General features: G+C 68.6%; 16 protein-coding genes. 6 read left to right on the top strand and 10 right to left on the bottom strand.

From position 1 onward, the window contains the following. Together DRB17_RS03800 and DRB17_RS03805 are read left to right on the top strand one after the other, a co-directional pair. Positions 1-129 (top strand): PLP-dependent transferase (locus tag DRB17_RS03800; RefSeq protein WP_147274795.1); only part of this gene is annotated, 129 nt, incomplete at its 5' end. Positions 130-244: 115 nt separating this feature from the next. Beyond that, complete coding sequence (locus tag DRB17_RS03805; protein ID WP_114580862.1) at positions 245-1180, top strand: homoserine O-succinyltransferase; 936 nt, start codon at positions 245-247, stop codon at positions 1178-1180. On the opposite strand, the gene DRB17_RS03810 is transcribed toward DRB17_RS03805, so the two are convergent. From DRB17_RS03810 to DRB17_RS03820, 3 genes are all read right to left on the bottom strand, one after another. Further along, a complete protein-coding gene (locus DRB17_RS03810; RefSeq protein WP_241503737.1) occupies positions 1152-2597 on the bottom strand; it encodes an ATP-binding protein in 1446 nt (481 codons plus the stop codon). The two genes, DRB17_RS03805 and DRB17_RS03810, sit on opposite strands and share 29 nt — an antisense overlap. Then, entirely contained in the window at positions 2594-3325 is a 732-nt protein-coding gene (locus tag DRB17_RS03815) for a response regulator (protein WP_114580863.1), read from the bottom strand. The genes DRB17_RS03810 and DRB17_RS03815 overlap by 4 nt, the downstream gene beginning before the upstream one ends. Positions 3326-3768: 443 nt before the next feature. Beyond that, a complete protein-coding gene (locus tag DRB17_RS03820; RefSeq protein WP_114580864.1) occupies positions 3769-4368 on the bottom strand; it encodes a TlpA family protein disulfide reductase in 600 nt (199 codons plus the stop codon). A 49-nt stretch (positions 4369-4417) separates the two neighbouring features. On the opposite strand from DRB17_RS03820, the gene argH reads away from it, so the two are divergent. The 4 genes from argH to DRB17_RS03840 are packed head-to-tail and all read left to right on the top strand — an operon-like array spanning position 4418 to position 9937. Further along, positions 4418-5842 (top strand): argininosuccinate lyase, encoded by a 1425-nt coding sequence (gene argH / locus DRB17_RS03825; protein WP_114580865.1) that lies wholly within the window; start codon positions 4418-4420, stop codon positions 5840-5842. Then, positions 5839-6021 carry a hypothetical protein gene (locus DRB17_RS03830; RefSeq protein ID WP_114580866.1) on the top strand — a complete coding sequence of 61 codons (183 nt, stop codon included), beginning with the start codon at positions 5839-5841 and terminating at the stop codon, positions 6019-6021. The genes argH and DRB17_RS03830 overlap by 4 nt, the downstream gene beginning before the upstream one ends. Continuing rightward, complete coding sequence (gene lysA, locus DRB17_RS03835) at positions 6018-7328, top strand: diaminopimelate decarboxylase (RefSeq protein ID WP_114580867.1); 1311 nt, start codon at positions 6018-6020, stop codon at positions 7326-7328. The genes DRB17_RS03830 and lysA overlap by 4 nt, the downstream gene beginning before the upstream one ends. A 50-nt stretch (positions 7329-7378) precedes the next feature. After that, positions 7379-9937: a TIGR02302 family protein gene (locus tag DRB17_RS03840; RefSeq protein ID WP_114580868.1), complete on the top strand. Its 2559-nt coding sequence runs from the start codon at positions 7379-7381 to the stop codon at positions 9935-9937. A 133-nt stretch (positions 9938-10070) separates the two neighbouring features. Here the strand turns inward: DRB17_RS03840 and DRB17_RS03845 are convergent, their stop codons facing one another. From DRB17_RS03845 to DRB17_RS03875, 7 genes are all read right to left on the bottom strand, one after another. Then, the gene (locus DRB17_RS03845; protein ID WP_164496327.1) at positions 10071-11006 is read right to left on the bottom strand and encodes an acyl-ACP desaturase; all 936 of its coding nucleotides are present in this window, start codon (positions 11004-11006) and stop codon (positions 10071-10073) included. Positions 11007-11178: 172 nt separating this feature from the next. Next, the gene (locus DRB17_RS03850; RefSeq protein ID WP_114580869.1) at positions 11179-11592 is read right to left on the bottom strand and encodes a F0F1 ATP synthase subunit epsilon; all 414 of its coding nucleotides are present in this window, start codon (positions 11590-11592) and stop codon (positions 11179-11181) included. 24 nt (positions 11593-11616) lie between these two features. After that, positions 11617-13044 (bottom strand): F0F1 ATP synthase subunit beta, encoded by a 1428-nt coding sequence (atpD, locus tag DRB17_RS03855; RefSeq protein WP_114580870.1) that lies wholly within the window; start codon positions 13042-13044, stop codon positions 11617-11619. A gap of 61 nt (positions 13045-13105) precedes the next feature. Continuing rightward, positions 13106-14032, bottom strand: coding sequence for a F0F1 ATP synthase subunit gamma (locus DRB17_RS03860; protein WP_114580871.1), 927 nt, complete (start codon positions 14030-14032; stop codon positions 13106-13108). Positions 14033-14073: 41 nt separating this feature from the next. Continuing rightward, entirely contained in the window at positions 14074-15603 is a 1530-nt protein-coding gene (atpA, locus tag DRB17_RS03865) for a F0F1 ATP synthase subunit alpha (protein WP_114580872.1), read from the bottom strand. Continuing rightward, complete coding sequence (locus tag DRB17_RS03870) at positions 15603-16163, bottom strand: F0F1 ATP synthase subunit delta (protein ID WP_114580873.1); 561 nt, start codon at positions 16161-16163, stop codon at positions 15603-15605. Before DRB17_RS03870 ends, atpA begins: the two co-directional genes overlap by 1 nt. Before the next feature lie 278 nt (positions 16164-16441). Further along, entirely contained in the window at positions 16442-18697 is a 2256-nt protein-coding gene (locus tag DRB17_RS03875; RefSeq protein ID WP_114580874.1) for a primosomal protein N', read from the bottom strand. Positions 18698-18762 lie beyond the last annotated feature (65 nt).

Raw genomic sequence — 18762 nt, forward strand, 5'->3', positions numbered from 1 at the left:
GAGCAGCAGGCCGCCGGCGTCTCCCCCGGCTACGTCCGCCTCGCCGTCGGCCTGGAGCACATCGACGACATCCTCGCCGACGTCGAACGCGGCCTCGCCGCCGCGACGGGACAGGCGATGGCGGCTTGACGGGTGCAGCCCCCTGGTCCGTGGCGGCCGCCGGTGCAGGGCCGCCAGGGGACGGGCGCAGGGGGCGGTCGGGGCGCGACAATCAATCGGCAACATGACCAGGGACAAAAGAACCATGGCGATCATCCTGCCCGCCGATCTGCCCGCCGCGCTCCATCTCGGCGCCGAAGGGCTCAACGTGCTCTCTCCGGCCCACGCCTGGGGCCGGCCACGGCTGCGGATCGGCCTGATCAACCTGATGCCCGACAAACCGACGACGGAGTTGCAGTTCGCGCGCCTGTTGGCGAACGGCCACACGACGGTGGAACTGACGCTGCTGCGCGTCGCCTCTCACACGGCGCGAAACACGCGGCAAGAGCATCTGGCGCGCTTCTACCGGCGATGGGATCGCCTGCGCGCCAACCGGCTCGACGGCGTGGTCGTCACCGGCGCGCCGCTGGAGCACCTACCCTTCGAGGCGGTCGATTTCTGGGACGAGTTCAAGGACATCCTTTCCTGGGCCGAGAGCGAGGTGGGCCGGACGCTCTTGATCTGCTGGGCCGCGCAGGCCGCCCTATATCACCGTCACGGCGTGGCCAAGCGCCTGCGGCGCCAAAAGGCTTTCGGCGTCTTCGAACAACAGGTCCACGAGAGCGAGCTGCCGGTCCTGCAGGGACTTCATCCCAGCTTCCCGACACCGGTCTCCCGCCACAGCGAGCTGCGCGCGGACGACCTGCCGAAGGGCCCTGGCCTGCGCCTCGGCGCGAGCAACTCCGAAACCGGCGTTTCACTGGTCGCGGAGACGGCGCGGCGCAGCCTCTACATGCTCGACCATTTGGAATACGGGCCGCGCACGCTGCGCCGGGAGTACCTGCGCGACCGCCTGGCCGGCCGGCCCATCGCGCCGCCGGTCAACGACCTCGCCGACCCGCTGGCGCGGCGCGCGCCGACGCACCCCTGGCGGGCGCACGCCGAGCTGTTCTTCCGCAACTGGCTGGCGGAGATCGACGAGGACCGCTGTGTGACGCCATGCTGGCCCACTCTCACCGCTCGTCGCGCAGCGGCAGGGTAGCACGCACGCTGAGACCGCCCTCGGCGCGGTTGGACAGCACGATGTCCCCGCCATGGCCGCGAACGATGGTGCGGGCAATGGCCAGCCCCAGGCCGGTGCCGCCGGTTTCCCGGCTGCGCGATTCCTCCAGCCGAACGAAGGGCTCGAAGACGCGTTCCAGCGCATCATCGGGAATGCCGGGGCCGTCGTCTTCTATCGTGAGGACGACGGCCCCGCCTTCGGCGTCCAGCCGCACCCGCGCCCTCTGGCCATAGGCGACGGCGTTGTCGACCAGGTTCCGGACGGCCCGCTTCATCGCTGTCGGACGGCACGCATAGGCCAGCCGCGCCGGCCCGTCGAACGCCGCCTCGCAGCCGTGATCCTGGATGTCGCAGACGACGGTCTCCACCAGCGCCGCCAGATCGACGGTCCGCGTTTCCTCCCGCATGGCGTCCTCGCGCGAGAACGCCAGCGTCGCCTCGGTCATCCGTTCCAACTCTTCCAGGGAGGCCCTCATGCGTTCGCGCAGCTCGGCATCCTCGACGAGCTCGGCGCGCAGACGCAGGGAGGTGATCGGCGTGCGCAGGTCGTGGCTGATCGCCGCCAGCATCCGCATGCGGTCGTCGACGAACCGCCGGATGCGCCCCAGCATGTCGTTGAAGGCACGCGTCGTGCGCTGGACCTCGATCGGGCCGTCCTCCAGCAGCCGGGCGACATGCTCGCCGCGCCCGAAGGCCTCCGCGGCATCGGCGAGCCGGCGCATCGGCCGCGTGCTGCGCCGGACCATCAGGATCACCACGGTGCAGGTCGCCGTCGCCGCGATGATAAGCCCGGCAAAGGTCGGCAGACCCCAGCTTGGCGGCGGCGGCGCCACCAAAGTTTGCGCGTTCAGCCACGCACCGTTGTGCAAGGGCACGGCCATGACCAGGCTGAGGACGCTGCCGTAATGGTGGCCTGGTCCGACCGCGCGGCGCTGCCCGTCCTCGTCCACGTAAATCTCGTATGAGAACCCGCCGCCCGCGCTCTCGTCCGCCCCGTTGCCGTGGCGCCACAGGAAGAACCCGCTCTCCCGCCGCACGTCGACCAGCGAACGGCCGACGGCCATCCCGCCCAGGTACCAGTCCAGCCGGTGGCCCAGCGCCACGTCGATCTCGCTCAGGCTCTCCCGGTCGACGGCGGCGTTTCCGGCCAGCCAGAAGCGCAGGCGCGGCGTGCTGGACATCTCCACGACGCGGCCGTGCATCGTTCCCGGCATCGCCTGCAACAGCCGCGCGATGTTCCCCGTACGGGCCAGCACCTGTTCCCGGTTGGCGGACAGAAGGGCGTGCCGGCGCTCGTCCGCGAAGACCAGCAGGGCCACCCCCTGCGCCAGCACCACCGCGATCAGCAGCAGCGTGATAAGCTGCCAGGCCAGCGAGCGGGGCCAGGGCCGGATCATTCCGGCCTGACCTCGGCCGTCAGGCTGTAACCTCCGCCCCAGTGTGTCTTGATCAAGCGCGGCTGGCGCGGGTCTTCCTCCACCTTCTTGCGCAGGCGGCTGACCTGGTTGTCGATGGAGCGGTCGAAGGCTGCCGCCTCCCGTCCGCGCGTCAGGTCCAGCAGTTGGTCGCGGGTGAGGACGCGGCCGGGATGATTGACGAATGCGCTGAGCAGCATGAACTCCCCGGTGCTCAGCGGCACGCCCACGCCGTCCGCGTCCACCAGCTCGCGCCGCGACAGGTCAAGCGTCCAGCGGTCGAAGCAAAGGCGGGACTCGCCGCCCTCCGTAGCCGACGAGCCGTTGCGCGGCGGCAGGCTGTGCGTCCGGCGGAGCACGGCCTTGATCCGCGCCAGCAATTCGCGCGGGTTGAAAGGCTTGGTGACGTAGTCGTCGGCCCCGACCTCCAGGCCCACGACCCGATCCGTGTCCTCGGCCATCGCGGTGAGAATGATCACCGGAACCTCGCCCGCCCCGCGCAGCCAGCGGCAGAGCGACAGCCCGTCCTCCCCCGGCATCATGATGTCGAGGACGACGAGGTCCACCGCCGCGCTGTCCAGCAGACGCCGCGCGTCGGCGGCGTTCCCGGCCAGGCTGACGCGGAGGTCGTGCTTGGCCAGGTATTGTTTCAGCGCGTCGCGGATGTCGCGGTTGTCGTCGACGACGAGGATGTGCGGCGTCTTCGTCATGGTCCCCTGAAAACCCCCGATACGCCCTAACCTAGAAAAGCATGCGGCGCCGTGCGCGCGTAAATTTGTATCAGATTATGCCAGAACCCGCCGAGCGAGACAGCTTGCGACAAATTCGCGCCTTGCCGGGCACAGTTCTGCGACAGTGGCGGCCTATTTTCCGGCTTCAGGACAACGACACCGCCGGGAATCAGCCGAGCCATGAGACTTCGCACGCTTCAGGTCACGGTGTCCGGCACGACGAAGGATACGCGAACCGACTCCTCCTGATTTTCGGCCACGGCCAACCAGCCGTTAGGCCCCGCTTCTTCCCAGACGCTTCTCCCAAATTGCGGGCCTGACCGCGGCGACGCTTCCCCGAGCGTCGCCGCATTTTTTGCTGCAAAAAAATGGGGGCACCTGCCGGCACCCCCACCGATCAATTTCAGGGACTTCGTCGTCGGTCAGCCGGAAGTCTGAATCACGCCCTCCTCGCGAGCCCGGTCGAGGTAATAGCGGATCAGCTTCTTCACAGGCTCGCCGTTCCAGTCCGCCGGCCCCTCCATGCCGCCGACCACGTTGCCGCGCGCGTCGATCAGGAAGGTGGTGGGCATGCCGCGCAGGCCCATCGCCCCGCCAAGCCGGCCCTTCGGATCCAGAAAGACCTCCAGGTTATCCAGATTGAGCTTCTCGCGCAGGAACGGCTCGACCTGATCGAGGCCGCCCGCATCCTCCGAAACGGCAAGCACCTTCAGGCCCTCGTCGCGCAAGTCCGCTTCCAGCGCGTCCAGGGTCGGCATCTCCTCCACGCAGGGCGCGCACCAGGTGGCCCAGAAATTCAGCAGCACGACCTTGCCCTTGAAGTCCTGCAGCGTCACGCTGCCCCCGTCGCGGTCGCTGAAGGCGACGTCCGGCGCGGGCTTCGGCTCGTCCTTGATGACGAAGCGCTTGCCGAAACTTCCCTCCAGCGGCGGCCCGCCGGCCAGCGCCGCGGCCGGCAAGGCCAGCAGCGCCACCACCGCCAGCGCGGCCAGAGGCGTGCACCAACTCTTTCCTTGAAGCATCGCTTTCGCTATCCCTTCGACTGCAACGCACAACGAGATCGAGCGGACCATGGCCAGCACCTCCAGCACGAAAGCTCCCGCCGACGCCGGCCCCCAGGCCAACACCATGTGGGGCGGGCGTTTCACCGCCGGCCCGGCAGAGGCGATGGACGCCATCAATCCCTCGATCGGCTTCGACCGTCGGTTGTACGCCCATGACATAATTGCGAGCAAGGCGCATTGCGAGATGCTGGTTCGCCAGGGCATCGTCGCGCCACAGGATGGCGAGGCCATCCGCGACGGTCTAGACACGATCCTGCGAGAAATCGAGGCCGGCTCGTTCGAATTCAAGACCGCGCTGGAAGACATCCACATGAACGTCGAGGCGCGGCTGAAGGAACTGATCGGCGAGCCCGCCGGGCGGCTGCACACGGCGCGCTCGCGGAACGATCAGGTCGCCACCGACTTCCGGCTGTGGGTCCGCGACGCCATCGACCGCCTGGACACCCAGGCACGCGCCCTGCAGGAGGCGTTGATCGACCAGGCCGAGGCGGCGGCGGATCTGGTAATGCCCGGCTATACCCATCTACAGCCGGCGCAGCCGGTGACGCTGGGCCACCACCTGATGGCCTACACCGAGATGTTCGGCCGCGACCGGGGCCGATTGGCGGACGCCCGGCGGCGGATGAACGAGTGCCCCCTGGGCGCGGCGGCGCTGGCCGGCACGTCGTTCCCCATCGACCGCGACCTCACCGCGCGCACGCTTGGCTTCGACCGGCCGACCGCGAACTCGATGGACAGCGTCGCCGACCGCGACTTCGCGCTGGAGGTGCTTTCCGCCGGCTCGATCCTGGCGATGCACATGTCGCGGCTGGCCGAGGAACTGGTGATGTGGTGCAATGACGGCTTCGCCTTCGTCGAGCTGTCGGACGCCTTCACCACCGGCAGTTCGATCATGCCGCAAAAGAAAAACCCGGACGGCGCGGAGCTGGTGCGCGGCAAGGCCGGCCGGGTGATCGGGGCGCTGGTCACGCTGCTGACCGTGATGAAGGGCCTGCCGATGACCTACGGCAAGGACATGCAGGAAGACAAGGAGCCGGTGTTCGACGCCTGCGACACGCTGGAATTGTCGCTGGCCTGCCTCAGGGGCATGGTGGCCGATATGAAGCCGAATGCCGGAAACCTGCGGGCGGCGACGCAGAAAGGCTTCCTGACCGCGACCGATCTGGCCGACTGGCTGGTGCGCGTCCTTGGCATGCCCTTCCGCGAGGCGCACCATGTCACCGGCCGGCTGGTCCGCGCGGCGGAAGAGGCCGGCTGCGACCTGGCCGACCTGCCGCTCGCCAGCATGCAGGCCGCCGACGCCCGCATCGACGAGCGGATCTACGACGTGCTGACGGTGGACCGCGCGGCGGCGAGCCGGACGTCCTATGGCGGAACCGCGCCGGACAACGTTCGTGCCGCCGCGCGCGCGGCGCGGGAGCGCTTCCTGTGAGGCGGCGGCAGCGCATCGCCTGTGCCGTGCTGCTGGCGGCCGCGGCGGCGGCCAGCGTCTCCGCCTGCGGTAAGCGCGGGAAGCTGGAGGCGCCCGAGGGCTCGACCTACCCGCAGAGTTACCCGGCGCCGGAGACGATGATCCCGCCTTACGAGGACGAGACGGAGAACGCGGAGTGAGCTTCTTCCCCTATCGCGACGGGCGCATGTACGTCGAGGACATGGCGCTGGACGACCTCGCCGAGGCGGTGGGAACGCCCTTCTACGTCTATTCCAGCGCCGCCATGATCGCGGCCTACGACCGCTTCGCCGGGGCGCTGGCCGACGCGCTCGCCGGGCGCGCGAAGCCGTTGGTGTGCTATGCGCTGAAGGCCAACCCGAATTTGGCCGTGGTGCGGACGCTGGCCGCGCGCGGCGCCGGCGCCGACGTGGTCAGCGAGGGCGAACTGCGGCGTGCCCTCGCCGCCGGCATCCCGCCGGAGAAGATCGTCTTCGCCGGCGTGGGCAAGACCCGCTCGGAGATCGCCTTCGCCATCGAACAGGGCATCCACCAGTTTAACGCCGAGGGGCTGCCGGAACTGGATACCATCGATGCCGTGGCGCGCGAGCAGGGTGTGGTGGCACCCATTGCACTTCGCATCAACCCGGACGTGGACGCGCGCACGCACCACAAGATCACCACCGGCCGCGCCGAGAACAAGTTCGGTATTGCCGTCGATCAGGTGCCACGGGCGCTGGAGCGGCTGCGCGGTCTGCCCAACGTCACCCTCAAGGGGCTTGCGGTGCACATCGGCTCCCAGGTGTTCGAGCTGTCGCCGTTCCGCGACGCCTTCACGCGTCTGGCCGAGCTTTACCGCGAGCTGCAAGCGCAGGGCTGGCCGCTTGAGCGACTGGACCTGGGCGGCGGCCTGGGCATCGCCTACCACGACGAGCCGCCGCCGGACGTCGAGGCCTATGCCCGCGTCGTGGCGAAGACCGTCGGCGACCTGGGCGCCGAACTGGCGTTCGAGCCGGGCCGTCATATCGTCGGCAATGCCGGGCTGCTTGTGGCACGGACGCTCTATGTGAAGCACGGCGAGAGCCGCTCCTTCCTGGTGGTGGATGCGGCCATGAACGACCTGATCCGGCCGACGCTCTATGACGCTTGGCACGACATCGCCCCCGTCCGTGCCCCCGCGCCCGACGCGCCGACGCGCCGGTTCGACGTGGTCGGGCCCGTGTGCGAGACCGGCGACACCTTCGCCAGCGACCGCGCCCTGCCGGAGGTCCAGGCCGGCGACCTGCTGGCATTTTTTTCCGCCGGAGCCTATGGCGCGACGATGTCATCGACCTATAATTCCAGACGACCGGCACCCGAGGTGCTGGTCAGCGGTGCCAACCATGCCGTGGTGCGCGTGCGTCCCAGCCATGAGGAGCTGATGGCGCAGGAGCGCGTGCCCGACTGGCTGCAGGCGCCCTCACCAACGGCGGCGGGCGGCGCCGGCTGAGAGCCGGCCGCGGCCGTCGGGTGCAACAGGCCCCGGGAGGGCTGTGCGCGATGGCTGGAACCACCCCGAACGGCGGAGATCGCCAGGACACCGTGAACGACGGCGCGATGCCGCGCGGCCTGACGTGGCGGCTGCGTCTCGCCTGGGCCGCCGTGGCCTGGGAGCGCGTGTGGCCGCGCCTGTGGCCCGCCGCCGCCGTGCTGGCCCTGTTCCTGGCGGCCGCGCTTCTCGGCATCCTGCCGTGGCTGGGCGCCTGGATGCATCTGTTCCTGCTGGTCGCATTCGCCGCGGCATTCGCCAGCACGCTGGTGCACGGGATGAGGGGCCTGCGCTGGCCGCGCGCGGAGGATGCCCGCCGCCGGCTGGAGCGGGACAGCGGCCTGCGACACCGCCCGTTGAGCGGCCTGGACGACGTACTGGCCGCCGGCAAGTCGGATCCCGAGGCGGCGGCCTTGTGGCAGGCGCACCAGGCGCGGCTGCGGCGCCTGCTGGGCCGGCTTCGCGTGGCGCTGCCCAGGGGATCGCTGGCGGCGCTCGACCCACGCGCGCTGCGCGCGGTTCCGGTGCTACTGCTGGCGGCCGGGCTGATCGCCGCCGGCACGGACGCGCCAAATCGGCTGGTTCAGGCGGCGACGCCGCAACTCGCCGGACCGCCCGCACCGCGGCCGCAGCTTGATGTCTGGGTCGATCCGCCCGCCTACACGGGGCAGGCGCCGAGGTTCATCGCAACCGGGACGGATGCCGAGCCGGTGCTGCGCACGCCGACAGGCAGCCGTCTTCTGGCGCAGCTCCAGGGAGGCGAAGGCGCGCCCCATCTGCTGATCGGCAAGCAGGAAACAGGGTTCCAGCGTGTGGCGGATCAGGCCTGGAAGGCCGAGACGAAGCTGGACGTGAACGCCGGACTTGATCTGGCCGTGCGGCAGGATGGTGGAACGCTCGCCGCCTGGGACTTGCAGGTCGTACCCGACGCCGCGCCCGAGATCGCCTTCCGCATGCCCCCGCAGCAGGGCCGGCGCAACGCCCTGCGCATCGACTATACGGCCGAGGACGACTACGGCGTCCAGACCGTGCGCCTGCGCGTCGAGCGGCCGGGCGACGACCGCGTCGAGCCGATCGTCCGCGAGTTGCCGCTTCCCGCCGGCGATGCGAAGGCGGAGAATGCCAGTTACCACGACTTCACCGCGCACGTCTGGGCCGGCGTGGAAGTCCGGATCACGCTGGAGGCCGAGGATGCACTTGGCCAGACCGGCCATAGCGACACCGTCACGACGGTGCTGCCCCAGCGCACGTTCCAGCATCCCGTGGCCCGCAAGCTTGTGGAATTGCGCCGGCAACTGACGCTGGAGCCCGGCAACCGCTATCCCGTGGTGCAGGGCCTCTCGCGCCTGCAGGACCACCCGGCGCATTTCTTCGGGGACTTCGTGGTGGCGCTCGCCATGCGCTCGGCCGAGCGACGGCTGGTCTACGACAAGACCGACACGGCCGTTACCCAGGCGCAGGAACTGATGTGGCGTACCGCGCTGCGCATCGAGGAGGGCGAGATCGCCGTTGCGGAGCGTGACCTGCGCCGTGCTGAGCAGGCGCTAATGGAGGCGCTCTCCCGCGACAACGCTTCCGATGCCGAGTTGCAGCACCTGATGGACGAATTGGAATCGGCGATGAACCGCTTCCTGGAAGCCCTGGCCGAGCGCATGCGCCAGCAGCTTGCCGAGGGCCAGCAGCCGCAGCCGGTGCCGCCCGACGCCCAGGTTCTGGAGACGCGCGACCTGCGCGAGATGATGCAGCAGATGCGCGATATGGCGCAGTCGGGCGCCCGCGACGCCGCGCGGGACATGCTCGCGCGCATGCAGGAGATGATGGAGAACCTCAGTCGCCAGCCGATGATGAGCCAGATGAGCGAGCAGAACCGGCGGGCGATGGAGATGATGCGGCAAATGCGCTCCCTGTCGGAGCAGCAGCAGGAACTGCTCGACAACTCCTTCCAGCGTCAGCAGCAAATGCGCCGGGAGGGTATGCGCCAGGGCGAAGGCCAGCGTCAGGGGCAGATGCAGCAAGGTCAGCAGCAGGCCCAGCCGGGCGAACGCTCGGGCCAGCCGCAAGGGATGCGCGGCATGCAATCGGATGCGGAGCAGCAGGAGGCGCTGCGCCGCCGCCTGGGCCAGATGATGCGGGAACTGGGCGACATGCTGGGCCAGATACCGCAGCCGATGGGTCAGGCAGAGCAGGACATGCGCGACGCCACGGGCGCGCTGCGCGGCGGCCAGCCCGATTCGGCCATTCAGCCGCAGACCGACGCGCTCGACAATCTTCAGCAGGGCATGCAGGCGATGCGCGAGGCAATCCAGCAGCAGATGCAAGCGGAGCAGCCCGGCCGGGGCGAGGGCCAGGGCGAGTTCGGCTGGTCACCCGGCCAGCGCCGAGACCCGCTGGGCCGGTCGCGCGACAACGATGGCCAGGGGCAGGTGGACACCGGCGACGTCAAGGTGCCCGACCAGATGGACTTGCAGCGCGCCCGCGAGATCCTGGACGAACTGCGGCGCCGCTCCGGCGACCGGGCACGCCCGGAACTGGAACTGGATTACATAGAGCGGCTGTTGCAGCGGTTCTGAGTGGGAGGCCGCGCCCTCCGGCCGCCTGACGGCCACCGGTCTCCCCCGCCGGGGGGAGAACTGGCTCTCGTTTTTCATCAACCCCAAAGTCGCTCCCCGGAGGGGGAATTGTCCGCGAAGCGGACTGAGGGCGCTACATGCCCGCGCGAGCCAGCTTCTGCGCACGGTGACGCACGAACCACCATGCCCCGCGCGCGGCCAGTTTGGCGACTCGGCTCTGCGGATCGAAACCGCTGGCCTTCCACGTCATCGAGACCGCCCGCTCGATCTGTTTCGGGTGGTAGAACTGGAAGGCGCGGCGCATGTACGCCTTGTTGTACCTGTCCCGGTCGTAAGGAGCATCTTCCGGCGCGTTCGCCGCATAGTAGGCGTAGGACAGCTCGTCGTCCTCGGTCTCCAGCACACGCCCCATGGCCACGCGGAAGCGTTGCAGCTTGCTGGGGTGCTCAACCTCCAGATAGCGCTTCATGTTCGCATAGAACAGCTTGTAGTGGCGCAACTCATCCGCGGCGATGCGCTTGCAGATTTCCTTCAGCACCGGCTCGTCCGTCGCCGCGCCGAGAGAGCCGTAGTAGGAGGACGTCCCGACTTCGACCATGCAGCGCGCGACCAGTTCGCCCGCGCGGCTGCCCCGAATCGATTTGCTGGCGTCTACGTCCGGGCGGAAGCCGGCGACGAAACGCTCGAAATGCTTGTCGTGATTCCAGTCAGGGTCGGCGTACTCGCACCAGCGGCCGAGCGAGGCGCCATGCTGCACCTCTTCGTGTGCCCAGGCCTTCGCGTCTTCCTGGAACTTGGGATCGTCGTGAAAGACGTTGCAGAGATACTGCGCGTAGTCCCGCGCGTTGAACTCCACCATGCTGGCGGCTTTGATGATCTTTAGCAGCTCGGGATCGACCTTGCTGGGGTCGAAGCGGTCCCACGGAATGTCTGTGTCCATGTCCCAGAGCCGCTGGCCGCCCGGCTTCGCGCGCTTGGCCCCGTTCGCGGACACGCCCGGCCGGGTGTTTGGGTCGTCCTCTGCCTCGCCGCGTTGGTCGGTGGTTGCGGTGGTCTGCGTATCAGCCATTGCTCAACGCCTCGCTCGCTCGCACACACCCGTGAATTCACGCATCCTTATGCGGCGTATTTTGCCACGACACCCGCGCGGTTCAAGAACGCGCCGTACCACAAAGCGACGTGCCATGCGCTCAGGCGCGTTCCATGATCCGGGGTATTGGGCTGGACTGGTGCGTCCCAAATCAGGCCGCAAGCGCCCGCAGCTTGGCTTCGGACACTGCGATGCGCCGCTCCGCCGCGCCGCGCTCCTTGTCGTCCTTGGCGTCGGCAAGGTCCTCGCGGGCGTTCTTCAATTCCTGCTCGACCTCGCCGCGATCCATCGTGGACACTTCGATCGGGTACTCGGCCAGCACGGTACAGCGTTCACCGGTCACCTCCGCAAATCCGCCCGCGACGAAATAGCGTTCCTCCGGCTGCCGTCCCTTGCGGCAAATACCGACGACGCCAGGCCGCAGCGACGAGATCAGCGGCGCATGACGGGCCAGCACGCCGAAATCGCCCTCCACGCCGGGGACGAGGACCATCTCCACGTCCTCCGACATGAGGAGCTGCTCCGGCGAGACCAGCTCGAACCCGATCTTCCCTTCCTCGGCCATCGGCGAACCGTCCCCCGTTCGGTGTTAGGCCGCTTCCTGGGCCAGTTGCTCGGCCTTCTCGATCGCTTCGTCGATCGTGCCGACCATGTAGAACGCCCCCTCGGGCAGGTGATCGTAGTCGCCCTGGCAGATTCCCTTGAAGCCCTTGATGGTGTCCTCGGTCGAGACGAGCTTGCCCGGCACGCCCGTGAACACCTCGGCCACGTGGAACGGCTGCGACAGGAAGCGCTGGATTTTCCGGGCACGCGCCACGGTCAGCTTGTCCTCCTCGGACAGCTCTTCCATGCCGAGAATGGCAATGATGTCCTGCAGCGACTTGTACTGCTGCAGGATCCGCTGCACCTCGCGAGCCGTGTTGTAATGCTCCTCGCCCAGAATTCGGGTGTCGAGGATGCGGCTGGTGGAGTCCAGCGGGTCAACGGCCGGATAGATGCCCAGCTCGGCGATCGAGCGCGACAGCACCGTGGTGGCGTCCAAGTGGGAGAACGCCGTCGCCGGCGCCGGGTCGGTCAGGTCGTCGGCCGGCACGTAAATCGCCTGCACCGAGGTGATCGAGCCCTTCTTGGTCGTCGTGATCCGCTCCTGCAGGCCACCCATGTCGGTACCCAGCGTCGGCTGGTAGCCCACGGCGGAGGGAATGCGGCCCAGCAGCGCCGAGACTTCCTGACCCGCCTGGGTGAAACGGAAGATGTTGTCGATGAACAGCAGGACGTCCTGGCCTTCCTCATCGCGGAAGTATTCCGCCACCGTCAGGCCGGTCAGGCCGACACGGGCACGCGCCCCCGGCGGCTCGTTCATCTGGCCGTAGATCAGCGCCGCCTTGGACTCGCCGTCCGGCTGGATAACGCCCGACTCCATCATCTCGTGATAAAGGTCATTACCCTCACGCGTCCGCTCGCCCACGCCGGCGAACACGGAGTAACCGCCGTGCGCCTTCGCGACGTTGTTGATCAGCTCCATGATCAGCACGGTCTTGCCGACGCCGGCGCCGCCGAACAGGCCGATCTTACCGCCACGCGGATACGGCTCCAGGAGGTCGATGACCTTGATGCCGGTCTCCAGCATCTCGGTCTCCGTGGACTGGTCCACGTACTCCGGCGCGCTGCGGTGGATCGGCGAGGAGCTCTTGGCGTTGATCGGGCCGCGCTCGTCGATCGGCTCGCCGATGACGTTCATGATACGGCCCAGCGTCTCCGGACCCACCGGCACGGAGATCGGCGAGCCGGTGTCGGTGACGTCCTGGCCGCGCACGAGGCCCTCCGTCGCGTCCATCGCGATGGCCCGCACCGAGGACTCGCCCAGGTGCTGCGCCACTTCGAGCACCAGGCGGTTACCGTGGTTGTCGGTCTCCATCGCGTTCAGGATCGGTGGCAGATCGCCTTCGAAGTGCACATCGACCACCGGGCCCATGACCTGCGTGATCTTGCCGACCAGGTTCTTGCCCTTCGCCATTTCCCACTCGCTCCTTAAGTGCCTCAGCGTCCCGTGCCCAAGCCGGCTGCCCGGCGGCAACCTACCGCATGGATTCAGCGGCCGAGACGATCTCGTTCAGTTCCCTGGTGATGACGGCCTGACGGGTCCGGTTGTAGGTCAGCGTCAGGTCGTCGATCATCTCGTCGGCGTTGCGCGTGGCGCCGTCCATCGCGGACATCCGCGCCCCCTGCTCGCCCGCGTTGTTCTCAAGCAGCGCGCGGAAGACCTGCACGGCCATGTTGCGCGGCAGCAGGTCGGCCAGGATCTGCTCTTCCGCCGGCTCGAACTCGTAGCTGCCCCCGGTGGAAGGCTTCACGCCGCCAGCAGCCTCGCCTTCCTCCTCGGGCGCCTCCTCGCCGGGCGCATGCTCCTCCGCGGAGGAGAACGGCACAAGCTGCATCGTCGTGACGATTTGCTTGATAGCCGAGCGGAAGCGCGCGTAGACAAGCTGGCAGACGTCGAACTCGCCGTCGTCGAACATCTCGGTGATGATGTCGGCGACCTTGCGCGCCGTGTCGTAATCGAAGTCGCGGCCGATCTCGAGCGAAGCGTCGAGGATCAGGTGCGCGTGCGTGCGCTTCAACTGATCCCGCCCCTTGCGGCCGACGCACAGCACCTTGACCGTCTTGCCCTCGGCGATCAGCGCGTCGATGCGCCGCTTCGCCTCGCGCGCGAGGTTGGAGTTGAAGGCGCCACACAGGCCACGGTCGGCGGTGCACAGGACGACGAGATACGTCTCGTCCTTGCCGGTGCCGGCCAGCAGCTTGGGCACACCCGGACGCCCGGCGACGCTCTCCGACAACGCCCCCAGCATGCGCTGCATGCGCTGCGCATAGGGGCGCGCCGCCTCGGCCTTTTCCTGGGCGCGGCGCAACTTCGCGGCCGCGACCATCTTCATGGCCGAGGTGATCTTGCGCGTCGACCGGACGCTGTTGATGCGGTTGCGAAGATCCTTAAGGCTGGCCACGACCTACTCCGGCTTGCGCTTCGCTCGGGCTTGCATGGGCTTTACGCGAACTTCTTCGCGAAATCGCCCACGAACTTCTTCAGCTGCTCTTCCAGGTCGTCCGAAAGCTGCTTCTTCTCACGGATTTCCTTGAGGATGTCCGCGCCCTTGTCACGGACCTCGTCCAGAAGCTGCAGCTCGAAGCGGCGCACATCCTCGACATCGACACTGTCCAGGAACCCGCGGACGCCGGCGAAAATCACCACGACCTGCTCCTCGACCGTTAACGGCGAGTACTGGTCCTGCTTTAACAGTTCGACCAGGCGCGAGCCGCGCCGCAGCAGACGCTGCGTGGAAGCGTCGAGGTCCGAGGCGAACTGCGCGAAGGCCTCCATCTCGCGGTACTGCGCCAGCTCCAGCTTGATGCGACCGGCGACCTGCTTCATCGCCTTGATCTGCGCGCTGGAGCCGACACGGCTGACCGAGATGCCGACGTTCACCGCCGGGCGCACGCCCTTGTTGAACAGATCGGTCTCAAGGAAGATCTGTCCGTCGGTGATCGAGATGACGTTCGTCGGAATGTAGGCGGATACGTCGCCGGCCTGCGTTTCGACGATCGGCAGCGCGGTCAGCGAGCCCGCGCCCTTCTCGTCGCTCATCTTCGCCGCGCGCTCCAGCAGACGGGAGTGCAGGTAGAACACGTCGCCCGGAAACGCCTCGCGACCCGGCGGACGGCGCAGCAGCAGGGACATCTGGCGATAGGCGACGGCCTGCTTCGAGAGGTCGTCGTAGACCAGCAGCGCGTGCATGCCGCTGTCGCGGAAGTACTCGCCCATCGCGCAGCCGGTGTACGGCGCCAGGAACTGCAACGGCGCGGCCTCGGACGCGGTGGCGGCGACGACGATGGAATATTCCATCGCGCCGTTCTCCTCCAGCGTCTTCACGAGCTGGGCGACGGTCGAGCGCTTCTGGCCGATGGCGACGTAGATGCAATAGAGCTTCTTCGACTCGTCGTCGGTGTCGTTGACGCTCTTCTGGTTCAGCACGGTGTCCACCGCGATCGCCGACTTACCGGTCTGACGGTCGCCGATGATCAGCTCGCGCTGGCCACGGCCGATCGGGATCAGGCTGTCGATCGACTTCAGACCCGTCTGCATCGGCTCGTGCACCGACTTGCGCGGGATAATGCCCGGCGCCTTGACGTCGACCTGGCGATTCTCGGAGGTCTTGATCGGCCCCTTGCCGTCGATCGGGTTGCCCAGCGCGTCCACGACGCGGCCCAGCAGCTCCTTGCCGACCGGCACGCTGACGATCTGCCCCGTCCGCTTGACGGTGTCGCCCTCGCGAATGTTCCGGTCCTCGCCGAACAGCACGACGCCGACATTGTCGACCTCGAGGTTGAGCGCCATGCCGGTCACGCCGCCGGGGAACTCCACCAGCTCGCCGGCCTGGACGTTGTCGAGGCCATAGACGCGGGCGACGCCGTCGCCCACCGAGAGCACCTGACCGACCTCGGCGACATCGGCCTCGGCGCCGAAGTTCTCGATCTGGTCCTTGAGGATCGCGGAGATTTCCGCAGCGCGGATGTCCATCACCCAGCCCCTTTCATCGCGTGCTGCAGTCGGTTGAGCTTACTGCGCAGGGAATTGTCGATCATACGGCTGCCGACCCGCACGACCATGCCGCCGATGATGGCGGGGTCGACGCGGGACTCGATATTAACCTTGCCGCCAACGCTTGTCTTGAGCGCCTTTTCAAGTTGCAGGCGCTGTTGATCGGAGAGCTCGCCCGCGCTGGTGACGACGGCCGTCACCTCGCCCCGGCGGCGCGCCAGTTCCTGCAGGTAGCCCTCGATCATTTCCGGCAGGGCGAACAGCCTGCCGTTCCTCGTCACCACCAGGCAGAAATTGCGGGTGACGTCGTCCACGCCGGCCTTGTCGAGGATCGCGCTAACCGCTTTCGCCTGCCGACCGCGCCCGAATAGCGGGTTGCGCAGCAGGCGGCGCAGTTCTTCGCTGTCGTCGATCAGCGCCTTGAGGCCGCGCAGATCCTCGGCGACCGTGTCCAGTTTCTTCTTGTCGTCGGCCAATTCCAGCAGCGCCAGCGCATAGCGCCCGGCCAAACCACTAACAGGCCTTGTGTCGGCAGCCACCTGATGCCCCCAAAACCGTGCGAGATATCGCGGTTGCGTCCGGATCGAACCGCGCGGATCAGTCGCGCGTCAATACACTCACAGGCCACCCGGCCCGAAAGCGCGCCGTTGGTATCACAGCGCCTCGGGGCTTGCAAGGCGGTGTAGGCCGCGATTTTGCGGTGCAAGAGAAACCCGAGGCAAATCCCCTGGACACGCCGTGCCCCGACCCCCGGACCTTCCGTCGGATTTTCAGGCTCGACGCGCCCGTTTCGGGGCCCCACGCCGCCGGCAAGTGCTTACAGGAAATGATAGGGATCCACGTCCACGGACAGGCGCACCTTGCCGGGAACCTCGACTTGGCGCAGCCAGTCGCGCAGCAGCGGCTGCGGGGCGATGTCGCGCCGGGTGCGCAGAAGCATGCGCCGCCGATGGCGGCCGCGCAGGATGGCCAGCGGCGCGGGCGCCGGGCCCATTACCTCGATTCCCTCGCCCTGCGGCGCGGCGCGTGCAAGCGCCCGGGCAACGGCGTCCACCGCCGCCTCGTCCGGCGACGACAGGATCAGGGCAGCCAGCCGCGCGAAGGGCGGCATACCGGCCTTCCTGCGATTCTCCGCCTCCACGGCCAGGAAACGGTCGCGATCGCCGGAAACAAGCGCCTGGATCACCTCGTGTACCGGCTCGTAGGTCTGCAGCATGACGCGGCCCGGCCGTTCCGCCCGTCCCGCGCGCCCGGCCACCTGATGGAGAAGCTGATAGGTACGCTCGCCCGCCCGCAGGTCGCCGCCGGCAAGCCCAAGATCCGCGTCCACCACGCCGACCAGCGTCAGGTAGGGGAAGTGGTTGCCCTTGGCGACGATTTGCGTGCCGATCAGCAGGTCGATCTCGCGGTTCTGCACCGATTCGATGAAGCGCGCGGCCGCCGCCGGGCCGGTCACCGTGTCGCTGGCCATCAGCGCCACGCGCGCCTCGGGGAACAGCGCCTTCACCTCCTCGTGCAGCCGCTCCACGCCGGGGCCGCAGGCAGCGAAGCTGTGCTCGGCGCCGCACTCCGGGCAGGATTGCGGCACGCGCGCCATGTAGCCGCAGTGATGGCACTGCAGCGAATCGACCAGCCGATGCTCCACCAGCCACGCCGTGCAGTTCGGGCACTGCAATCGGTGGCCGCACGCCCGGCACAGGGTCAGCGGCGCGTAACCCCGGCGGTTGAGGAACAGCAATGCCTGCTCCCCCGCCGCCAGGGTTTCGCCGACCGCGTCGCGCAGGCTGGGCGCGATGAACGACTGGCCATGGCCCTGTATGGGCGGCGGCCGGTCGGCGCGCATGTCGATGGCCTCGATATCGGGCAATTGCGCGCCGGCGTGCCGTTCGGGCAGGTGGACGCTGTCATAGCGCCCGGCACGCACGTTCTCCAGCGATTCCAGCGACGGCGTGGCCGAGACCAGGACGGCGGGAAAGCCGCCCAGCCGGGCGCGGACCACCGCCATGTCGCGCGCGTGATAGGGCACGCCGTCCTCCTGCTTGAAGGCCTGGTCGTGCTCCTCGTCCACGACAACGAGGCCAAGGTCCGGGTACGGCAGGAACAGCGCCGAGCGCGCGCCCACCACCACCGGCGCCTCGCCGCGCGCCACCGCGCGCCAGGTGGCGCGGCGCTGGGCCTGCGTGCACTCGGAATGCCAGACGGCCGGCGCGACGCCGAAGCGCGCCGCGAAGCGCTCCAGCCACTGGGCCGACAGCGCAATCTCCGGCAGCAGGACCAGCACCTGCCGCCCCTGCCGCAGCGCCGCCTTCACCGCTTCGAAGTACACCTCGGTCTTGCCGGAGCCGGTGACGCCATCGATCAGCGTGACGGAGAAGCCGTCGCGCACCTTGGCGCTCAGGCTTCGCGCCGCCGCCGCCTGCGACTCCGACAGCGCCGGCCCTTCCGGCGCGTCCGCCGGCACCTCGAAGCCCGGCGCGTCGTACATGGCGACGCGTTCCAGCACGCCGGCGTCGGCAAGGCCCTTGATGACGCCCGCGCTCACCCCCGCCTCGCGCGCCAGTTCGGCCGCCGGGCGCGGCGGGCCGTCCGCCAGCACCGAGAGCACGCGCCGCCGCGCCGGCGTCAGCCGCAGGCCCAGGGCCTCCGGATCCCCCTCCCCGCGCAGGTAGCCGACGGTGGGCACCGGCGGTTCCAGCGCGGCGGGCGCCGACAGGCTCATCTTCAGGACGGTGCCGGGCTCGGCCAGGTAGTAGGCGGCGACCCAGTCCACGAAGCGCCGCCCGACCTCGGGCAGCGGTGGCACGTCGAAGACGCGGATGACCGGCTTCAGCTTCTCCGCCGCGACCTTGCCGCCGGCGGGCGTGGCGTCCCAGACGACTCCGGTCACCCGCCGCTGGCCCAGCGGCACCTCGACGATGGAACCCGCCTCCACCGTCATGCCGGGCGGCAGGGCGTAGTCGTAGGCCTCCCCCAGCGGCAACGGCAGCAACACGCGCACGCGCTCGTCCGCGAAAAGTTGCGCGTTCTCCGTCACTTCGGTGAAGGGCTCAGGGTTGGCGCGCCGGTTAGCCATCGGATACACTCGGGCCAGGAACCAGACTCATCGTCGCGCGAGCGCGCGGATTCGACCGCGCCGAC

Source organism: Ferruginivarius sediminum, from assembly GCF_003344765.1.
Classification (GTDB): domain Bacteria; phylum Pseudomonadota; class Alphaproteobacteria; order Kiloniellales; family Rhodovibrionaceae; genus Ferruginivarius; species Ferruginivarius sediminum.

Excerpts from the sequence above, each read along its gene's own strand:
- DRB17_RS03820 (WP_114580864.1), bottom strand. The coding sequence starts at position 4,368 with ATGCTTCAAGGAAAGAGTTGGTGCACGCCTCTGGCCGCGCTGGCGGTG.
- DRB17_RS03815 (WP_114580863.1), bottom strand. The coding sequence starts at position 3,325 with ATGACGAAGACGCCGCACATCCTCGTCGTCGACGACAACCGCGACATC.
- DRB17_RS03850 (WP_114580869.1), bottom strand. The coding sequence starts at position 11,592 with ATGGCCGAGGAAGGGAAGATCGGGTTCGAGCTGGTCTCGCCGGAGCAG.
- atpD (WP_114580870.1), bottom strand. The coding sequence starts at position 13,044 with ATGGCGAAGGGCAAGAACCTGGTCGGCAAGATCACGCAGGTCATGGGC.
- DRB17_RS03845 (WP_164496327.1), bottom strand. The coding sequence starts at position 11,006 with ATGGCTGATACGCAGACCACCGCAACCACCGACCAACGCGGCGAGGCA.
- DRB17_RS03810 (WP_241503737.1), bottom strand. The coding sequence starts at position 2,597 with ATGATCCGGCCCTGGCCCCGCTCGCTGGCCTGGCAGCTTATCACGCTG.
- atpA (WP_114580872.1), bottom strand. The coding sequence starts at position 15,603 with ATGGACATCCGCGCTGCGGAAATCTCCGCGATCCTCAAGGACCAGATC.
- argH (WP_114580865.1), top strand. The coding sequence starts at position 4,418 with ATGGCCAGCACCTCCAGCACGAAAGCTCCCGCCGACGCCGGCCCCCAG.
- DRB17_RS03840 (WP_114580868.1), top strand. The coding sequence starts at position 7,379 with ATGGCTGGAACCACCCCGAACGGCGGAGATCGCCAGGACACCGTGAAC.
- DRB17_RS03875 (WP_114580874.1), bottom strand. The coding sequence starts at position 18,697 with ATGGCTAACCGGCGCGCCAACCCTGAGCCCTTCACCGAAGTGACGGAG.
- DRB17_RS03805 (WP_114580862.1), top strand. The coding sequence starts at position 245 with ATGGCGATCATCCTGCCCGCCGATCTGCCCGCCGCGCTCCATCTCGGC.